General features: G+C 61.8%; 15 protein-coding genes and 1 riboswitch. Of the genes, 6 read left to right on the top strand and 9 right to left on the bottom strand.

Annotation, left to right across the window (positions count from 1 at the left end; translation table 11 throughout):
• Positions 1-93: 93 nt before the first annotated feature.
• The gene (locus ACIPOO_RS17295; protein ID WP_400608691.1) at positions 94-1428 is read left to right on the top strand and encodes an MFS transporter; all 1335 of its coding nucleotides are present in this window, start codon (positions 94-96) and stop codon (positions 1426-1428) included.
• Between the two features lie 64 nt (positions 1429-1492).
• On the opposite strand, the gene ACIPOO_RS17290 is transcribed toward ACIPOO_RS17295, so the two are convergent.
• Entirely contained in the window at positions 1493-2413 is a 921-nt protein-coding gene (locus tag ACIPOO_RS17290) for a LysR substrate-binding domain-containing protein (protein WP_400608690.1), read from the bottom strand.
• Between the two features lie 165 nt (positions 2414-2578).
• Between ACIPOO_RS17290 and ACIPOO_RS17285 the strand changes: the two genes are divergently transcribed.
• Complete coding sequence (locus ACIPOO_RS17285) at positions 2579-3196, top strand: hemolysin III family protein (RefSeq protein ID WP_400608689.1); 618 nt, start codon at positions 2579-2581, stop codon at positions 3194-3196.
• Between the two features lie 131 nt (positions 3197-3327).
• Here ACIPOO_RS17285 and ACIPOO_RS17280 read toward each other — a convergent pair whose 3' ends face one another.
• Entirely contained in the window at positions 3328-4047 is a 720-nt protein-coding gene (locus tag ACIPOO_RS17280) for a 16S rRNA (uracil(1498)-N(3))-methyltransferase (protein WP_400608688.1), read from the bottom strand.
• Positions 4048-4240: 193 nt separating this feature from the next.
• Positions 4241-5647 carry an adenosylmethionine--8-amino-7-oxononanoate transaminase gene (locus ACIPOO_RS17275; protein WP_400608687.1) on the bottom strand — a complete coding sequence of 469 codons (1407 nt, stop codon included), beginning with the start codon at positions 5645-5647 and terminating at the stop codon, positions 4241-4243.
• Between the two features lie 234 nt (positions 5648-5881).
• Here ACIPOO_RS17275 and ACIPOO_RS17270 point away from each other — a divergent pair, with 234 nt between their 5' ends.
• From ACIPOO_RS17270 to ACIPOO_RS17260, 3 genes are all read left to right on the top strand, one after another.
• Positions 5882-7672: an FAD-dependent oxidoreductase gene (locus tag ACIPOO_RS17270; protein ID WP_400608686.1), complete on the top strand. Its 1791-nt coding sequence runs from the start codon at positions 5882-5884 to the stop codon at positions 7670-7672.
• Between the two features lie 360 nt (positions 7673-8032).
• The gene (locus ACIPOO_RS17265) at positions 8033-8584 is read left to right on the top strand and encodes a cytochrome b (RefSeq protein WP_274131620.1); all 552 of its coding nucleotides are present in this window, start codon (positions 8033-8035) and stop codon (positions 8582-8584) included.
• 32 nt (positions 8585-8616) lie between these two features.
• Positions 8617-9213: a YceI family protein gene (locus ACIPOO_RS17260; RefSeq protein ID WP_400608685.1), complete on the top strand. Its 597-nt coding sequence runs from the start codon at positions 8617-8619 to the stop codon at positions 9211-9213.
• A gap of 163 nt (positions 9214-9376) precedes the next feature.
• Here the strand turns inward: ACIPOO_RS17260 and ACIPOO_RS17255 are convergent, their stop codons facing one another.
• From ACIPOO_RS17255 to ahcY, 5 genes are all read right to left on the bottom strand, one after another.
• The gene (locus ACIPOO_RS17255; RefSeq protein ID WP_400608684.1) at positions 9377-11308 is read right to left on the bottom strand and encodes a DEAD/DEAH box helicase; all 1932 of its coding nucleotides are present in this window, start codon (positions 11306-11308) and stop codon (positions 9377-9379) included.
• A 217-nt stretch (positions 11309-11525) separates the two neighbouring features.
• Positions 11526-12341, bottom strand: coding sequence for an ABC transporter substrate-binding protein (locus ACIPOO_RS17250; RefSeq protein ID WP_274131617.1), 816 nt, complete (start codon positions 12339-12341; stop codon positions 11526-11528).
• Between the two features lie 74 nt (positions 12342-12415).
• A complete protein-coding gene (locus ACIPOO_RS17245) occupies positions 12416-13504 on the bottom strand; it encodes a hypothetical protein (protein ID WP_274131616.1) in 1089 nt (362 codons plus the stop codon).
• A 108-nt stretch (positions 13505-13612) separates the two neighbouring features.
• Positions 13613-14458 (bottom strand): methylenetetrahydrofolate reductase [NAD(P)H], encoded by an 846-nt coding sequence (metF, locus tag ACIPOO_RS17240; protein WP_274131615.1) that lies wholly within the window; start codon positions 14456-14458, stop codon positions 13613-13615.
• 195 nt (positions 14459-14653) lie between these two features.
• Positions 14654-16063 carry an adenosylhomocysteinase gene (gene ahcY / locus ACIPOO_RS17235; protein WP_400608683.1) on the bottom strand — a complete coding sequence of 470 codons (1410 nt, stop codon included), beginning with the start codon at positions 16061-16063 and terminating at the stop codon, positions 14654-14656.
• A gap of 20 nt (positions 16064-16083) precedes the next feature.
• A riboswitch (S-adenosyl-L-homocysteine riboswitch) is annotated at positions 16084-16196 on the bottom strand.
• A gap of 189 nt (positions 16197-16385) precedes the next feature.
• Between ahcY and ACIPOO_RS17230 the strand changes: the two genes are divergently transcribed.
• Positions 16386-16790: an acyl-CoA thioesterase gene (locus ACIPOO_RS17230; protein ID WP_274131613.1), complete on the top strand. Its 405-nt coding sequence runs from the start codon at positions 16386-16388 to the stop codon at positions 16788-16790.
• Between the two features lie 133 nt (positions 16791-16923).
• Here the strand turns inward: ACIPOO_RS17230 and otnI are convergent, their stop codons facing one another.
• Positions 16924-17715 carry a 2-oxo-tetronate isomerase gene (otnI, locus tag ACIPOO_RS17225; RefSeq protein WP_400608682.1) on the bottom strand — a complete coding sequence of 264 codons (792 nt, stop codon included), beginning with the start codon at positions 17713-17715 and terminating at the stop codon, positions 16924-16926.
• Positions 17716-17727 lie beyond the last annotated feature (12 nt).

The raw sequence follows: 17727 nt of genomic DNA, 5'->3' as shown, positions 1-17727 counted from the left end.
AGTTCCAACCGAACGAACGTGCCACCACAGGCGTTCGTCCAGACAACAAAAACAATCGGGCTCCCCCTGGGAAGTCCAACTGGAGTCACCGTTATGTCTATCTCTGTTCTGAACCCGAACAGCAGCCTCGCCGAGGTTGTGAGTGCCGAAAAGGCGTTGATTCGCAAAGTCGCGTGGCGCCTGATGCCGCTCATCATGGTCTGCTACCTGTTTGCGTTCTTCGATCGCATCAACATCAGCTTCGCCAAATTCCAGTTGCAGACCGACCTGAGCCTGAGCGACACCGCCTATGGACTCGGCGCGAGTCTGTTCGTGATCGGCTACGTGCTGTTCGAAGTGCCCAGCAACATCATGCTGTACAAGGTCGGTGCCCGGCGCTGGATCGCGCGCATCATGATTTCCTGGGGCGTGGCGACGGCCCTGATGGTGTTCGTCAACGCCGAATGGCAGTTCTATGCCCTGCGCTTCATCATCGGCGCGATGGAAGCCGGTTTCGCACCGGGCGTGCTGTTTTATCTGACACTCTGGTTCCCACAAACCTACCGTGGCCGTATCACCTCGATCCTGTTCCTGGCCTCGGCGTTCGCCGGCCTGCTGGGCGCGCCGATCTCCGGCCTGGTACTGGGGCACATGGATGGCGTCATGCAGATGCGCGGCTGGCACTGGCTGTTCCTGCTGGGCGGCCTGCCGTGCATCGCCCTGGGTTTCGCCGTGCTGACCATCCTCAAGGACCGCATCAGTGACGCCCACTGGCTGAGCGAATCCGAGAAGACTTACCTCGCCAGCCGCATCGCCCAGCATGAGCCCAACCAGCACGGCTCGCTGCTGACCGCGCTGAAAATGCCACGCTTCCTGATGCTCGGCCTGATCTACTTCCTGATCCAGGTGGCATCCTACGGCTTGAACTTCTGGGCTCCGCAGCTGATTCGCAGCGCCGGTGTCGAAAGCCCGGTCATGATCGGCCTGCTCACCGCCATCCCCTACATCTGCGGCGCCATCAGCATGGTTGTCATCGGCCGGCTCTCCGACGCCAGCGGCGAACGTCGCAAGTTTGTCTGCGGCCTGACGGTACTCGGCGCCATCGGCTTCTTCTGCGCCGGCATCTTCGCCCAGCACACCAGCATGCTGATCCTGTCCCTGGCCATGCTCGGTGGCGGCATCGTTGCCTCCATCCCGGCATTCTGGACCCTGCCGCCCAAACTGCTGGCCGGCGCAGGCGCGGGTGCCGCAGGCGGCATCGCCCTGATCAACACCCTGGGTCAGTTCGGCGGCATCGTCAGCCCGGTCATGGTCGGCCGCATCAAAGACATGACCGGCAGCACCACCCCGGCGCTCTACGTGATCGGCGTCACCACCGTCATCGCCGCCGCCTTGCTGCTGTGGGCCCTGCCGGAGAAGCTGCGCACGCTGGACAAGAACCAGCACTGAGTTTCGCCACAACCCACCCGCTGACGGAGCCACAGCATTCGTCGGCGGATGGGTCGTGGCGTTTCTAACCCTCCACCAGCCGATTCGAATACATCCTGCACTCCGCCAGCAACGCCAGCAGGTTCGGGTCGCGTTCGCGGGCCTTGAGGAAGACCAGGCCGATGTGTTGCTGCATGTGGTAGCGGGCTTGCAGCGGGATCAGGCGGACGCGGTTTTCGTAGACGGCGGCGATGCGGCCGGGAAGCAGGGCGTAGCCTACGCCTGAGCTGACCATGCTCAGCAGGGTGAAGATGTCGTTGACCTGCATCGCCACCTTGGGCTCGAAGCCGGCCTGCTGGAACACCCGCATGCCGTCGCGGTGGGTGGCGAAGCCTTGGGTGAGGGTGATGAAGGTGGCTTCGCGCAGGTCGCTCAGGTCCACTTCGCTTTGCTGGGCGAACGGCGAGTCGGCGGGGGTAGCGAGGAAGATGTCGTCGGAAAACAGCGGCAACTGCTCGCAATCCGGGTCGTTGACGCTCTCGTTGAGCGACACCAGGATCGCATCCACTTCCATGTTTTTCAGTTTGTAGAACAGGTCGATGTTCGAGCCCAGGATCAGGTCGATGTTGAGTTCGCTGCGGCGGATCTTCAGGCCCATGATCAGCTGCGGCACGGTCTTGACCGTCAGCGAGTAGAGCGCGCCCAGTTTGAAGCGCGCTGCGGAGAAGCCCGCCGCCTGGCGCGTCTGCTCGACGGTGGCGAGTACTTCCTGGACGATTTTCTGCGCGCGCTCTTCCAGTACATAGGCGCTTTCAAGGGGCGTCAGGTTGCGGCCTTCGTGCTTGAACAGCGGGCAGCGCAGGGCGCTCTCCAGCGAGTGGATGGCGCGGTGCACGCTGACGGTGCTGGTCGAAAGCTCCGAAGCGGCCCGGGCCAGGTTGCCGGTGCGCATGAAGGCCAGGAAGATTTCCAGCTTCTTGAGGGTCAGCTCTTCGTCGATCTGCATCGTGTCTTCCGCTGCTGATTCTTGTTGTCCATGCGCTCGATTGTGCCGAAGTCGCAGGCGTCCGGCTGCATTAAATTCTCATCTTCACTGACACATGCGTTGCACTTTGGCGTCATAAGCTTGAGCCTTGAGCTTCTGAGGCGTCACTAGAGAGGTCCGTTACAGATGTATTACGGAGAAAAATTCAATGCCTGGACCCACCTGGTCGGTGCGGTGCTGGCGTCCATCGGTGCGGTGTGGCTGCTGGTGATCGCGAGCCTTGCAGGTGATGTGTGGAAGATTGTCAGTGTGGCGGTGTATGGCGTGGCGCTGGTGCTGCTGTACAGCGCCTCGACGGTGTATCACAGCGTGCGCGGGCGGGCGAAGGTCATCATGCAAAAGGTCGATCACTTGTCGATCTATTTGCTGATTGCCGGCAGCTACACGCCGTTTTGCCTGGTCACCCTGCGCGGCCCGTGGGGCTGGACGCTGTTCGGGATTGTCTGGGGACTGGCGGTGATCGGCATGCTGCAGGAGATCAAGCCGCGTTCGGAGGCGCGGGTGATGTCGATCGTGATCTACGCAGTCATGGGCTGGATCGTGCTGGTGGCGGTCAAACCGCTGATGGCAGCGCTGGGCACCGCCGGTTTTACCTGGCTGGCGCTGGGCGGGGTGCTGTACACGGTGGGGATTATTTTCTTTGCGTATGACAAGCGCTTTCGGCACTGGCACGGGATCTGGCATTTGTTCGTGATCGCCGGGAGTCTGCTGCATTTTGTGGCGATCACGTGGTATGTGCTGTGATTCGCTCTTGATCTTCGTAGGAGCGCGCTTGCCCGCGATTGCAATATGCCTGTGCCAAATGTGCAATCTGACACAACGCAATCGTCCGGATGCGGCCCAGACCAAGCGCGCTCCTACAAGGTCGGGAAGTCCTAGAAATCCCCCCACAACTGCTGCGCGACGCTCAGGGCCACGACCGGGGCGGTTTCGGTGCGCAGCACGCGCGGGCCGAGGCGGGCGGCGTGGAAGCCGGCGTCTTGCGCCTGATCAACCTCCGCATCGTTCAAGCCGCCCTCGGGGCCGATCAGAAACGCCAGGCTCGCAGGTTTGGCATGGCTGACCAGCGGCTCGGCCACCGGATGCAGCACCAGTTTCAGGTCGGCCTGGGTATGCTTGAGCCAGTCCGCCAAGGTCACCGGCGGATTGACCACCGGCACCACCGAGCGCCCGCACTGCTCGCAGGCGCTGATCGCAATCTGCTGCCAGTGGGCCTGACGCTTTTCCGCCCGCTCATCCTTTAACCGTACTTCGCAGCGTTCGCTGATGATCGGGGTGATCTGGGTGACGCCCAGTTCGGTGGCCTTCTGGATCGCCCAGTCCATGCGCTCGCCGCGAGACAGGCCCTGGCCCAGGTGAATTTGCAAAGGCGATTCAGCCATCCCCGCAAAGCCCTCGGTCACCTGCACGCGCACTTGTTTCTTGCCGACCTCGGTGAGCGTTGCGCGAAACTCCGTCCCGGAGCCGTCGAACAGCTGCACGGCATCGCCGACGGCCATGCGCAGCACCCGGCCGATGTAATGCGCCTGGGCTTCTGGCAGTTCGTGCTCGCCGATGCTCAGGGGGGCGTCGATGAAAAAGCGGGAGAGTCTCATGGTTGTTTCTCTGAAGATGTTGAATGCAACGCGGTCATTCGTAGGAGCGCGCTTGCCCGCGATAGCGGTGTGTCAGATTGCGCATTTGGCACAGGCATATCGCAGTCGCGGGCAAGCGCGCTCCTACAGGATTAATTGATGGATCCCGCGCGGAGCGTGGGAACCATCATCGTCAGGTTTGATTCGTGGGCTGTCAGCCCGGATCACGGAAGTCCGGGTGGAAATTCTCCCGCACCGCCACGCTGACGCTGCTGCGGGTCGCGATGTCGATGCCTTCGCTGGCCACTTCGGCCAGGAAGTCGATCTGCTCCGGGGTGATCACGTAGGGCGGCAGGAAGTACACCACGCTGCCCAGCGGACGCAGCAGCGCGCCACGGGTCAGGGCGTGTTCGAAGACTTTCAGGCCGCGTCGCTCCTGCCAGGGGTAAGCCGTCTTGCTGGCCTTGTCCTGGACCATCTCGATGGCAACGGCCATCCCGGTCTGCCGCACTTCGGCGACGTTCGGGTGATCGACCAGGTGCGCCGTCGCGGTCTTCATGCGCTGGGCCAGCGCCTTGTTGTTCTCGATGACGTTGTCCTGCTCGAAGATGTCCAGCGTCGCTAGCGCCGCCGCACAGGCCAGCGGGTTGCCGGTGTAGCTGTGGGAGTGCAGGAAGGCGCGCAGGGTCGGGTATTCGTCGTAGAAGGCGTCGTAGACGTCATCGGTGGTGATGCATGCCGCAAGCGGCAGGTAGCCCCCTGTCAGCGCCTTGGACAGGCACAGGAAGTCCGGACGGATGCCGGCCTGCTCGCAGGCGAACATGGTGCCGGTGCGACCGAAGCCCACCGCGATTTCGTCGTGGATCAGGTGCACGCCATAGCGATCACAGGCCTCGCGCAGCAGCTTGAGGTAGATCGGATCGTACATGCGCATGCCGCCGGCGCCCTGGATCAGCGGCTCGATGATGACCGCGGCGATGGTGTCGTGATGCTCGGCCAGGGTCTGTTCCATCACCGCGAACATGGTGCGGGTGTGCTCTTCCCAGCTCACGCCTTCGGGGCGGTGATAGCAGTCGGGGCTCGGCACCTTGATGGTGTCCATCAGCAGCGCTTTGTAGGTCTCAGTGAACAGCGGCACATCCCCCACCGACATCGCCGCGACGGTTTCGCCGTGGTAGCTGTTGGTCAGGGTCACGAAGCGCTTCTTGGCCGGCTTGCCGCGATTGAGCCAGTAGTGAAAGCTCATTTTCAGCGCGACTTCGATGCAGGACGAACCGTTATCGGCGTAGAAACACCGCGTCAGCCCTTCCGGCGTCATCGCCACCAGGCGCTCCGACAGCTCGATCACCGGTTGATGGCTGAAACCTGCCAGAATCACGTGTTCCAGTTGGTCGACCTGATCCTTGATGCGCTGGTTGATGCGCGGGTTGGCGTGGCCGAACACGTTGACCCACCAGGAACTGACCGCGTCCAGGTAACGCTTGCCCTCGAAATCTTCGAGCCACACGCCTTCGCCGCGCTTGATCGGGATCAGCGGCAGCTTTTCATGGTCTTTCATCTGGGTGCAGGGGTGCCACAGGACTTTCAAGTCGCGTTGCATCCACTGATCGTTGAGGCCCATCTTTAATCTCCCGGTGACGACTCGCATGACGCGAGGGCAAACAATCGCGCAAGCCTATGCAATGCGCCGGACAGGGACAACCTTTAGCGTATTTTCAAACGCTTGGCTGACGCCAGAAATCGGCCCTGCGCGCAGTGCTGGCGGGCCTTTCACGGCTGGCGTATCCTTCGCGCTCTTTGAAGGCGCGAACAAGAAAATCCGCCCCTTCCCTCGTTTTATTCCGGAGTTCGCTAAATGCTTTCTGGTTGGCTGCGCGCCTGTGCGCTGGTGATGGTTGGGCTGGTCAGCGCGCACGCGCAGGCTGTGGATAAGCCGCATACGGCGATTGTGGTCGGGGGTGGCCTGGCAGGCCTGACGGCGGCTTATGAGCTGCAGAACAAGGGCTGGCAAGTCACCCTGCTGGAAGCCAAGCCCGCGGTTGGCGGTCGTTCGGGCCTTGCTGGCAGCGAGTGGATCGGCAACGCCAAGGCGCAGCCGGTGCTCAACCAGTACCTGGATCGCTTCAAGCTCAAACCCGTGCCTGCGCCAGAGTTCGTGCGCACCCCGGGTTACCTGATCGAAGGCGAGTACTTCAGCGCCGCCGATCTTGCGACCAAACAACCTGCCACCGCCGAAGCCATCAAGCGCTATGAAGCCGCGCTGGACGACATGGCCCGTTCGATCACCGATCCTGAAAACCCGGCCGCCAACAGCACCCTGTTCGCGCTGGACCAGATCAACGTCGCCAACTGGCTGGATCGCCTGAACCTGCCGCCGACTGCGCGCCAGCTCATCAACCAGCAGATTCGTACCCGTTACGACGAACCTTCGCGCCTGTCGCTGCTGTATTTCGCACAGCAGTCGCGGGTCAATCGTAATGTCGAGGATCGCGACCGTCGTGCAGCACGCCTGCCGGGCGGCAGTGCGGTGCTGGCTGAAGAATTCGTCAAACAGCTGAAAGTCATCAAGACCAACTCGCCGGTATCGGCCATCAACCAGGACAAGGACGGCGTGACCGTCAAGGTCGGTGCGGTAGGCTATGAAGCCGAGTACGTGGTGCTGGCCGTGCCATTGCGCGCGCTGAGCAAGATTCAGCTGACCCCGGCGCTGGACGCCCAGCATCAGGGCGCAATCAAGAGCACCAACTACGGCTGGCATGACCAGATCATGCTCAAGTTCAAGACGCCGGTGTGGGACAGCAAGGCGCGCATGTCTGGCGAAATCTACAGCAACACCGGCCTTGGCATGCTTTGGATCGAGCCTGCCCTGAAGGGCGGTGCCAATGCGGTCATCAACCTGTCCGGCGACAACGCCCGCATCATGCAGGCCTTTGGCGACAAGCAGATGGTGGATCAGGTGCTTATTCGTCTGCATGCGTTCTACCCGCAGGCCCGTGGCGCGTTCACCGGTTATGAAATCCGTCGCTCCAGCGTCGATCCTTCCACGGGCGGCGCCTACCTGGCGTTTGGCCCGGGGCAGATCAGCAAATACTGGCGCCTGTGGGAAAAGCCGCTGCAGCGCATTGCGTTCGCCGGTGAGCACACCGACGCCCTGTACCCAGGCACGCTGGAGGGCGCATTGCGCACCGGCCAGCGCGCTGCCGGGCAGGTTCAGGACCTGGCGGCCGGCAAGTCTTTCGAGCCTGTGAAAGTTGCGCCACCGAAAGCGCCTGACGCAGCACCGAAGGAAAGCGGCGGCGGCATTGGCGGCTTCTTCTCGAACATGTTTGGTGGTTCCAAGCCTGAAGCCAAACCGGCCGAGAAGGCACCAGAGCCTGCTCCAGCACCGGCCCCTGCGCCTGCACCAGCACCAGCACCAGTGACTCCGCCGCCTGCGCCTGCGGTCGAGCCGGCCAAGCCTGCGGTGGTTGAGCCTGCGAAAAAGGCCCCGGCCAAGAAAGAACCGGCCAAGAAGGAGGCTGTGAAAAAGGCTCCGGCCAAGCCTGCCACCACCCACAAGGCACCTGCCAAGACTGACGCCGCGAAAAAGGCGCCAGCCAAGGCTGCGACCGACAAGGCGGCTCCGGCAGCGGACAGCAAGAACTGATCGCTGAGTGCTGGCAATGAGAAAGGCGCGGTTTGAGACCGCGCCTTTTTTTTCGCCTGGCGAATAAGCCCAGCGTCTAGAGTGTTGTTTGATAGAGGATTTGGCAGTTCTCAATCCCGTAGCAGTCCGGCTTGCCGGCGTCGGCGATCTGGAGGGCGCCGACGCCGGCAAGCCGGACTGCTACGGGGGTGAGGTTGGCCGCTGCCGTAACGTTGCGTTAATCGGCCATGGAGAAAAATATGACGGGATTTTCCCATCGTATTTCCTGATATTTCAGAGCAAAATTTTGCGCTTTCTTTCGATAGGTAAACCGCTAGTCTTTCTCGCAGCTTCAAGGGCTGCTTTTACAGGATCTCTACCATGCAGTTACGCAACTCTTCTTCTCGCTATGGCTGGGTCAGCATTGTTCTGCACTGGGGCGTGGCGCTGACGGTTTTCGGGTTGTTCGCGCTGGGCTTGTGGATGGTCGGGCTCGGTTACTACGACACCTGGCGCAAGGCCGGTCCTGATCTGCACAAGAGCATCGGGATCACGCTGTTTCTGTTCATGCTGATCCGTGTGGTCTGGCGTTTCGTCAGCCCGCCACCGCCGCCTCCGGCCAACCATAGCCGGTTCGTGCGGGTCGCGGCGACACTGGGGCACGCGTTCCTGTATCTGGACCTGTTCCTGGTGATGTTTGCCGGATACCTGATTTCCACCGCAGAAGGTGTCGGTATTCCGGTGTTCGGACTGTTTGAAGTGCCTGCGCTGATCAGCGGACTGCCCGACCAGGCGGACGTTGCTGGCGAAGTGCACCTGTACCTGGCCTGGACCCTGGTGATCTTCGCTGTACTTCATGGTCTGGCCGCCCTCAAGCATCACTTCATCGACCGTGATGCGACGCTTATTCGTATGCTTGGCCGCAAGGCCTGACGCTTCTCAACTGAACCATAGGAAGACGACGTATGTTGAAAAAGACACTTGCTGCACTGGCCATCGGTTCCGCGCTGCTGTCGGCAGGCCAGGCAATGGCGGCTGACTACACCATCGATAAAGAAGGCCAGCACGCCTTCATCGACTTCACCATCAGCCACCTGGGCTACAGCTTCATCCACGGTACCTTCAAGGACTGGAGCGGTAACTTCAGCTTCGATGCTGCCAAGCCTGAAGACAGCAAGATCAGCATCGACATCAAGACCGCCAGCGTCGACACCAACCACGCCGAGCGTAACAAGCACATCAGCAGCAAGGACTTCCTGGACGTCGCTACCTACCCTGACGCCAAGTTCGTCTCCACCAAGGTCACCAACGTTGGCAAGAACGCCGATGGCAAGACCACTGCTGACGTAGAAGGCGACCTGACCCTGCACGGCGTGACCAAGCCGGTCGTGATCAAGGCCACCTTCAACGGCGAAGGCAAGGACCCATGGGGCGGCTACCGCGCTGGCTTCAACGGCACCACTTCGATCAAGCGTTCGGATTTCGGCAAGATGATGGACCTGGGTCCAGCGTCTGACGTCGTCAACTTCGAAATCTCGTTCGAAGGCGTCAAAGCCAAGTAACAACGCAGTACGGCAATTTGTAGGAGCGCGCTTGCCCGCGACGGCGTCAAGGCAGACATTTCAAAGGTGACTGACACGCCGCAATCGCGGGCAAGCGCGCTCCTACATAGCAGATACAAAAACGCCCCGAACCAGTCGGGGCGTTTTCGTTCTGCCTGAGGGCTTAGCCTTCGCGGTTGCGCGTCAGCAAGGCCGGCTTTTCACCGCGCGGGCGGCTTGGCAGTTGGTCGAGCATTTCGGCGGACGGGAAACGGTCGACCTTGGATTCTTTGTGCATGATCTTCGGACCAGGCTGGCCATCGCGAGGGCCGCGAACGGCTGGCTCCTGACGTGCAGGCTGATCGTCACGCGCCGGGCGGCGGTTGCGTGGCTGATCTTCGCGACGGCCTTGGCCTGTGCGAGAACCGCCGCGTTTTTCGCCTGAACCGGTGCTGGCGCCACCACCCGAACGAGCACCACTCGAGGTGCTGCCGTTCGAAGCGCTGCCACCACGCGGGTTGCTGCGACCCTGGCCCTGACCCCGTGGAGCAGGCGCGGTGCCGGTGGCCGGAGCGCCCGGACGACGGCCGCGACCTTGCTGGTTCTTGCCCTGGTAGGGGCTGACGTAGTCGGCGCGGTTGCCGAAGTTGTCTACTTCGTCGTCCAGGAACTCTTCCGGATCGCGATTGGCGCGTGGGGCCGGTTGTGGCTGGGCCTGACGAGCTTCGCCGGATGGCGTGCCCTGACGCGGCTTCTGCCGGCGCTGCTGGTTGCGTGCAGGACGCTCGCCTTCGGAGGCGGCTGCGGCAGCCGGTTTTTCCTTGTCCTTGCCCTTGTCTTTGCCTTTGTCCTTGCGACCGCCACCACCGCCGCCGCCGTTAGGACCGTCGCCACGCGGGCCACGACCGTTGCGCGGGTTGCGCACGTCCGGGCGTTCGCGCACTTCAGGCTTTTCCGCTTCGACCGAGTTGATGTCGAAGCCCATCAGATCGCCGTCGGCGATCTTCTGCCTGGTCATGCGCTCAATGCTCTTGAGCAGCTTCTCTTCGTCCGGCGCGACCAGCGAGATCGCCTCGCCGCTGCGGCCAGCACGGCCGGTACGGCCGATGCGGTGCACGTAGTCTTCGTCGACGTTAGGCAGTTCGAAGTTGACCACGTGAGGCAGTTGGTCGATGTCCAGGCCACGGGCGGCGATGTCGGTCGCGACCATGATGCGCACGGTGCCGGCCTTGAAATCGGCCAGGGCCTTGGTGCGGGCGTTCTGGCTCTTGTTGCCGTGGATCGCGACGGCGCTCAGGCCGTGCTTGTCCAGGTACTCGGCCAGGCGGTTGGCGCCGTGCTTGGTGCGGGTGAAGACCAGCACCTGTTCCCACGCGCCCTGGGTGATCAGGTGCGCCAGCAGCGAACGCTTGTGGTTGGCCGGCAGGCGGAAGACGCGTTGTTCGATGCGCTCGACCGTGGTGTTCGGCGGCGTGACTTCGATGCGCTCCGGGTCATGCAGCAGCTTGCCTGCAAGAGCGGTGATGTCGGCCGAGAAAGTGGCCGAGAACAGCAGGTTCTGACGCTTGGCCGGGAGGCGCGCGAGGACTTTCTTCACATCGTGAACGAAGCCCATGTCGAGCATGCGGTCGGCTTCGTCCAGGACCAGGATTTCAACGTGGGACAGATCGACGCTGCCCTGGCCTGCCAGGTCCAGCAGGCGGCCGGGGCAGGCGACCAGGACGTCGACGCCACGGGCCATGGCCTGCACCTGCGGGTTCATGCCGACGCCGCCGAAAATGCAGGCGCTGACGAACTTCAGGTTCTTGGCGTAGATCTTGAAGCTGTCGTGGACCTGGGCTGCAAGTTCACGGGTTGGGGTCAGGACCAGTACGCGCGGTTGGCGCGGGCCGTGACGCTGGGATTTGTCCGGGTGACCGTTGGGGAACAGGCGCTCCAGGATAGGGAGAGCGAAACCACCGGTTTTACCAGTACCTGTCTGTGCGGCGACCATCAGATCGCGGCCTTGCAACACGGCGGGGATAGCCCGCTGTTGCACTGGCGTAGGCTGGGAATAGCCAGCCGCCTCGATGGCGCTGACTAAAGCCTCGGAGAGACCGAGGGAAGCAAAGGACATGAGTAATCCTGTCTTAAGTTGGGGCAATGGGCCCGAATAGAAGTGAGGTGCTCGGCGCGAAAAAGAGTTCGAAGGGCGCAGTCCCGGGGTCTGTAAGTTCAACTCGGGGCAGGGCGCGGGTGAAAGAAAATGCGCTGCTGACGTGTTCGAGAAGTCTTCTGTGAGACCGAGCATCCGGGCGTGAGCCTGGCGGGATCGCGGGAGTATAACAGAGCAATCACAACTCGCTGCGTTCGTGCTGCTCAACGGTTTTATCATGCCCGTCGGCCGTTTGCGTGGTTGCCGGGGCCGGCGGCAGCTCCCCGGTGTATCGCGCCACCAGCTCGGCATAGGCCGGTTCACGCTTGAAGCGCTTGAGTTCGGCGCCGAAGCGTTGCACCAGCAGATCCATGCCGACGTTGCGCCGCACCGCCAGGTACAGGTCCTGGCGGGCAATCACGTTGGGCACTTCGCTGATCTCGTCGCGCAGCTTGAGCTTGTCGATCATCTGTTGGCCGACCAGACGCTCGGTCACCACCAGATCGACGCGGCCACGGGCCAGCTTGCCGAAGTTGGCCTCGTGGGTGGGCGCCGGCTCCCGGATGAACAGGGTCGAGGCGTCGAATTCCGGGCTGTACTGGTAGCCGGGGGATACCCCGACGGTCAACCCGGTCAGGTCCTCCATGCGCTCGAACCGGTGCGGGCGGGCCTTGGCCTGAAACAGCACCCAGTTGATCTCGGACAGCGGCTCGTTCGGGTACAGCAGCAGGTTATCGCGTTCGGGCAGCTTGAGAATGTCCAGCACGCCGTCGGCTTCACCCTGCTCAAGCATCAACAGGCAACGCTTCCAGGGCAGGAACTGCCACTGCACGTCGATCCCCAGGCGCTTGAAGACGATGGTGGTCATCTCGTAGTCCAGCCCCGACGCCTCCTGGCCATCGACCATCACATAGGGCGCCCAGGGTTCGGTGACAAGACGCAGCCTTTCGCCCAGAGCGGTGAAGCTCAGGCAGACGAGAAGGGCGGCGCATAGCAGTCGCAGGTTCAGGGGCATGGCGCGAGAGTACGATGCTCGCCCGCCAAATAGAAGGGGCGGCGCAAGAGATCGCTCGCGCCGCCTGTGGTCGATCAGGCCGAGCGCTGCACCTTGACCAGATGCTGGTAGATGGCGGTACGCCGACGGCCAAGCAGCCTGCGCACTGCCCAGTGCTCCAGCCATTGCTGGAGCTGCGCTGGCGGGATGGGGCCCTGCATCCGTCGTTCGGCGTTGCTGAAGGCCTTTTCCCACCAGACGGCGGAGCAGGCGCGATCGAATTCGTTCGGGTACTCACAGCAGCCGTACAGCACCTCACGCACGAACTGGCGCTGCGGCTGTGGCACCGCGAGGGTCGCGCTCTTGTACACCAGGCGCTGCCAGGTACCGGGCCGCGGCAACTGTGCCGAGACATTGCCGGTGTCGTGCAGGGCCTGGGCGCTGAGCGGAGCGTGGCCATGCTTGCCCAGCCAGGCGCGAACCTTGGCGCGAAACAGCTGCTTGCGGCTCCAGTAATGGTGGATCAGGTCGGTGCACTGATCGACTTTCAGCGAGCGGTAGGCGGCAACGCCCAGGCAGAATTCCTCCAGCGTGTAGGCGCCGGGGGTGATGGGGAAGAACTCGTCCATCAATGCGATGGAGCTGTCGAGCAGCGCCATGTCCTGATGTGTGAGCCCGATCACGCCGGAGTTCACCAGCGACATTTCATCATCGGCCAGGCCGCGCTGCGCCAGGGTTTCGGCCAGTGCGGTGTAGAGGATGGTGCCCTTGCAATCGGCATAGCGCAGTTGAAAGGCGTTGCACAGCAGCGTGCCTGGCTGAACCCGTTCGAACAGCGCCATGGGGCTTGCGTGGAAGAAGGTGTCGGTGTCGATCAGGATCGCTTTTTCCGACTCCTGCAGCACCATGCGCGCAACGACATGTTTGCAGCGGAAGTGATAATGGTGCGGCCCGCTCCACTGGCGGCGCATCTCGGCATCGATGGCGCGTACGCGCACCGGCAGATGACGATAGGGTTCTGGGTTGTCGCTGAAGACTTGAATGTCGAAGGGACGCTCGGTTGTATCACCGGCTTTTGCCAGGGCGCTCGCAATGCTGAAGACTGCTTCCTGGTGGTAGGTGTCGGCACCGAATACCAGGTAGACCAGCTGCGGGCGGGAAGAGATGTTATTGAATGAAGTCAACTGCTTGGATATCCGTCTCGGTCAGGCACTGGCAGGCCATGTACTATCAGCCTGCCGTGCGAACATTACCCTATAGTGACCGGCATGTTCGAGACAGATTCAAACCGTTCAGCGGGGCAGTTTGAGATTGTTCCAGATCGACAGGCTAGGTTCAGTCTGGTTCATCGTATAGAAGTGCAGGCCCGGTGCGCCGCCTTGCAACAATTGCTCGCACATTTGCGTCACGACCTGTTCGCCAAACGCCTGGATGCTCGCCGAATCATCGCCGTAGGCTTCCAGTTGCTTGCGGATCCAGCGTGGGATCTCTGCGCCGCAGGCGTCGGAGAAACGTGCCAGTTTGCTGTAGTTGGTGATGGGCATGATGCCCGGCACGATCGGGATATTCACGCCCATCTTCTGCACGCGCTCGACGAAGTAGAAGTAGCTGTCGGCGTTGAAGAAATACTGGGTGATCGCGCTGTTGGCACCGGCGTTGGCCTTACGCACGAAGTTCTTCAGGTCGTCTTCGAAGTTGCGCGCCTGTGGGTGCATTTCCGGGTAGGCGGCGACTTCGATTTCGAAATGGTTGCCGGTTTCTTCGCGGATGAACGTCACCAGATCACTGGCGTGAGGCAACTCACCGCCGGAAATGCCCATGCCCGAAGGCAGGTCGCCGCGCAGGGCGACGATGCGTTTGATGCCCGCATCCTTGTATTGCGTCAGCAGGCCGCGCAGGTCGGCCTTACTGTCACCGACGCACGACAAATGCGGCGCCGACGGGATATTCACTTCTTTTTCCAGCTGCAGCACGGTGTTGATCGTGCGCTCGCGCGTGGACCCACCGGCACCGTAGGTGCAGGAGAAGAAGTGTGGGTTGTAGCTGGCCAGCGTGCGGGCGACAGCCATCAGTTTTTCATGACCAGCGTCGGTCTTCGTCGGGAAGAACTCGAAGCTGTAGCGACGGTCTTGGGACATGGTCGTATCCTGGGGAGCTCGTAAACCTTACGCCTGCCCCCGTAGGAGCGCGCTTGCCCGCGACGGCGGTGTGTCAGATACAGACATTGCGACTGACACTCCGCGGTCGCGGGCAAGCGCGCTCCTACCAGGGCTGCGGCCGTTCATGCGTGAGCGGCTTGCCCGTAACGGCGGGCAAGCCGTGCAACACACAGATCAGTAGCGGTAAGCGTGCGGCTTGAACGGACCTTCGACGCTCACGCCGATGTAGTCGGCCTGGGTCTTGGTCAGTTTGGTGACCACGCCGCCGAAGCCGCGCACCATTTCCAGGGCCACTTCTTCGTCCAGCTTTTTCGGCAGAACTTCAACGGTCAGGCGCTCGGCTTTCTGAGCCGGGCTCAGGTCAGCGTACTTCTGGTCGAACAGGAAGATCTGGGCCAGAACCTGGTTGGCGAACGAGCCGTCCATGATGCGGCTCGGGTGACCGGTGGCGTTGCCCAGGTTCACCAGACGGCCTTCGGCCAGCAGGATCAGGTAGTCGTCGTTCTGCGGGTCGAAATCGCCTGCGCCTGTGCGGTGGATCTTGTGCACTTGTGGCTTCACTTCTTCCCATGCCCAGTTCTTGCGCATGAAAGCGGTGTCGATTTCGTTGTCGAAGTGACCGATGTTGCAGACCACAGCACGTTTTTTCAGCGCCTTGAGCATGTTCGCGTCGCAGACGTTGACGTTGCCGGTGGTGGTCACGATCAGGTCGATCTTGCCCAGCAGAGCCTTGTCGATGGTCGCTTCGGTGCCGTCGCTTTCACCGTTGATGAACGGCGAAACCAGCTCGAAACCGTCCATGCATGCCTGCATGGCGCAGATCGGGTCGACTTCGGTGACCTTCACGATCATGCCTTCCTGACGCAGGGACTGGGCCGAGCCCTTGCCCACGTCACCGTAACCGATGACCAGCGCTTGCTTGCCGGACAGCAGGTGGTCGGTGCCGCGCTTGATGGCGTCGTTCAGGCTGTGACGGCAGCCGTACTTGTTGTCGTTCTTGCTCTTGGTGACCGAGTCGTTGACGTTGATCGCAGGGATCTTCAGTTCGCCCTTGGCCAGCATGTCCAGCAGGCGGTGTACGCCAGTGGTGGTTTCTTCGGTGACGCCGTGGATCTTGTCCAGCATCGCCGGGTATTTCTTGTGCAGGATCTCGGTCAGGTCGCCGCCGTCGTCGAGGATCATGTTGGCGTCCCATGGCTGACCGTCCTTGAGGATGGTCTGCTCGATGCACCACTCGTACTCTTCTTCGGTCTCGCCTTTCCAGGCGAAGACAGGGATACCGGCAGCGGCGATGGCGGCAGCGGCCTGGTCCTGAGTCGAGAAAATGTTGCACGACGACCAGCGTACTTCGGCACCCAGGGCAACCAGGGTTTCGATCAGCACGGCAGTCTGGATGGTCATGTGGATGCAGCCGAGAATCTTCGCGCCCTTGAGCGGTTGCTCACCGGCGTATTTGCGACGCAGGCCCATCAGGGCAGGCATTTCGGACTCAGCGATGATGGTCTCGCGACGGCCCCATGCAGCCAGGGAAATGTCGGCAACCTTGAAATCGTTGAAATCGGCGGGCGTCTGTACAGCGCTCATAAGAGTCTCCATTCGTAGTGTGCGAATGGGCGCCGTTGTGCGTTTAAGGCTTGTCCGGTTCGAGACGAACCTGAACAAACAACGCCCCATCCGAGCCTGACAGGTCTGACCTGCTGCAGCGCCCCTCGGACAGGTGGCGGGAAAACGGTATCAAGTGGTGATGACCGTTTTTTGAAGCGGGGGCGATTATAACTTCTGAGCTATAAGCTGCAAGCTGCAAGCGACAAGTGAAAGCAGATCTGCTTTTACTTGCAGCTTGGGGCTTGAAGCTTGAAGCTTGGGGGCACAAACGCCACGATTTTCCAAACGCCCTGGAGCCCCTATGAACTTCCACACTCGCAAGTGGGTGAAACCCGAAGACCTCAACCCCAACGGTACCTTGTTCGGGGGCAGCCTGCTGCGCTGGATCGACGAGGAAGCGGCGATCTACGCCATCGTTCAGCTGGGTAACCAGCGGGTGGTGACCAAGTACATTTCCGAGATCAACTTCGTCAGCGCCTCGCGCCAGGGCGACATCATCGAGTTGGGTATCACCGCGACGGAGTTTGGCCGCACCTCGATCACCCTGACCTGCCAGGTGCGCAACAAGATCACTCGCAAGAGCATCCTGACGGTGGAGAAGATGGTGTTCGTGAACCTGGGCGAAGACGGTTTGCCAGCGCCCCACGGCAAGACCGAGATCACGTACGTGAAGGACCAGTTCAAGGATGAGGCGGTGAACGAGTGATCGTTGTGTGAGGATGCGCGAAATACGCGACCGCCGCTTGTAGGAGCGCGCTTGCCCGCGATGGCGGCCTGTCAGTCACCACAGAGGCCACTGGCACACCGCAATCGCGGGCAAGCGCGCTCCTGCAACGAGGTCAGGAAGGGTTCTTCGCCTTCCAGTCCCGCAGCCACTGCAAGCCTTCGCTGGTGTCGCCTTTAGGGCGGTACTCGCAACCGATCCAGCCGGTGTAGCCCAAGCGGTCGATTTCTTCGAACAGCCACGGATAATTCACTTCGCCCAGATTCGGCTCATGACGGTCCGGCACGCCCGCGATCTGGATGTGGCCCACGCCTGCGAAATCACGACGCAACTTGCTGATCACATCGCCTTCGACGATCTGGCAGTGATAGAAGTCGAACTGCACTTTCAGGTTGTCGGCACCGACTTCCTTGCACACCGCCTGGCCCTGGTCCTGGCGATTGAGGAAGAAGCCTGGCATGTCGCGGGTGTTGATCGGCTCGATCAGCACGGTCACGCCGACCCTGGCCGCTTCCTGCGCTGCATGACGCAGGTTCTCGATATACACCGCATGGTGCTTTTCGCGCAGCTCTTCGCCCGGCAGCAGGCCGGCCATCACGTGAATGCGGTCGTTGCCCAGCACGGCGGCGTACTCCAGTGCCTTCTGGATGCCTGCGCGAAACTCTTCCTCACGACCCGGCAGCGAGGCAATCCCGCGCTCGCCCTTGGCCCAGTCGCCCGGTGGTGCGTTGAACAGCGCCTGGGTCAGCTTGTTGTCGACCAGGCGCTGTTTGATCTCGGCTGCCGTGAAGTCGTACGGGAACAGGTACTCCACCGCCTCGAAACCGTCTGCCGCCGCAGCAGCGAAGCGGTCGAGGAAATCGTGTTGCGGGTACAGCATGCTGAGGTTGGCAGCGAAACGAGGCATGTCTTACTCCTG

Source organism: Pseudomonas sp. NPDC090201 (assembly GCF_044746825.1).
GTDB lineage: Bacteria > Pseudomonadota > Gammaproteobacteria > Pseudomonadales > Pseudomonadaceae > Aquipseudomonas > Aquipseudomonas putida_AD.
This window is presented reverse-complemented; position numbering and strand designations above follow the sequence as displayed.

What these genes read in the sequence shown, in the direction of transcription:
- ACIPOO_RS17255 (WP_400608684.1), bottom strand. Translation starts at nt 11,308, where the DNA reads ATGTCCTTTGCTTCCCTCGGTCTCTCCGAGGCTTTAGTCAGCGCCATC.
- ahcY (WP_400608683.1), bottom strand. Translation starts at nt 16,063, where the DNA reads ATGAGCGCTGTACAGACGCCCGCCGATTTCAACGATTTCAAGGTTGCC.
- ACIPOO_RS17285 (WP_400608689.1), top strand. Translation starts at nt 2,579, where the DNA reads ATGTATTACGGAGAAAAATTCAATGCCTGGACCCACCTGGTCGGTGCG.
- ACIPOO_RS17265 (WP_274131620.1), top strand. Translation starts at nt 8,033, where the DNA reads ATGCAGTTACGCAACTCTTCTTCTCGCTATGGCTGGGTCAGCATTGTT.
- ACIPOO_RS17290 (WP_400608690.1), bottom strand. Translation starts at nt 2,413, where the DNA reads ATGCAGATCGACGAAGAGCTGACCCTCAAGAAGCTGGAAATCTTCCTG.
- ACIPOO_RS17260 (WP_400608685.1), top strand. Translation starts at nt 8,617, where the DNA reads ATGTTGAAAAAGACACTTGCTGCACTGGCCATCGGTTCCGCGCTGCTG.
- ACIPOO_RS17275 (WP_400608687.1), bottom strand. Translation starts at nt 5,647, where the DNA reads ATGGGCCTCAACGATCAGTGGATGCAACGCGACTTGAAAGTCCTGTGG.
- metF (WP_274131615.1), bottom strand. Translation starts at nt 14,458, where the DNA reads ATGTCCCAAGACCGTCGCTACAGCTTCGAGTTCTTCCCGACGAAGACC.
- ACIPOO_RS17295 (WP_400608691.1), top strand. Translation starts at nt 94, where the DNA reads ATGTCTATCTCTGTTCTGAACCCGAACAGCAGCCTCGCCGAGGTTGTG.
- ACIPOO_RS17270 (WP_400608686.1), top strand. Translation starts at nt 5,882, where the DNA reads ATGCTTTCTGGTTGGCTGCGCGCCTGTGCGCTGGTGATGGTTGGGCTG.
- otnI (WP_400608682.1), bottom strand. Translation starts at nt 17,715, where the DNA reads ATGCCTCGTTTCGCTGCCAACCTCAGCATGCTGTACCCGCAACACGAT.
- ACIPOO_RS17280 (WP_400608688.1), bottom strand. Translation starts at nt 4,047, where the DNA reads ATGAGACTCTCCCGCTTTTTCATCGACGCCCCCCTGAGCATCGGCGAG.
- ACIPOO_RS17250 (WP_274131617.1), bottom strand. Translation starts at nt 12,341, where the DNA reads ATGCCCCTGAACCTGCGACTGCTATGCGCCGCCCTTCTCGTCTGCCTG.
- ACIPOO_RS17230 (WP_274131613.1), top strand. Translation starts at nt 16,386, where the DNA reads ATGAACTTCCACACTCGCAAGTGGGTGAAACCCGAAGACCTCAACCCC.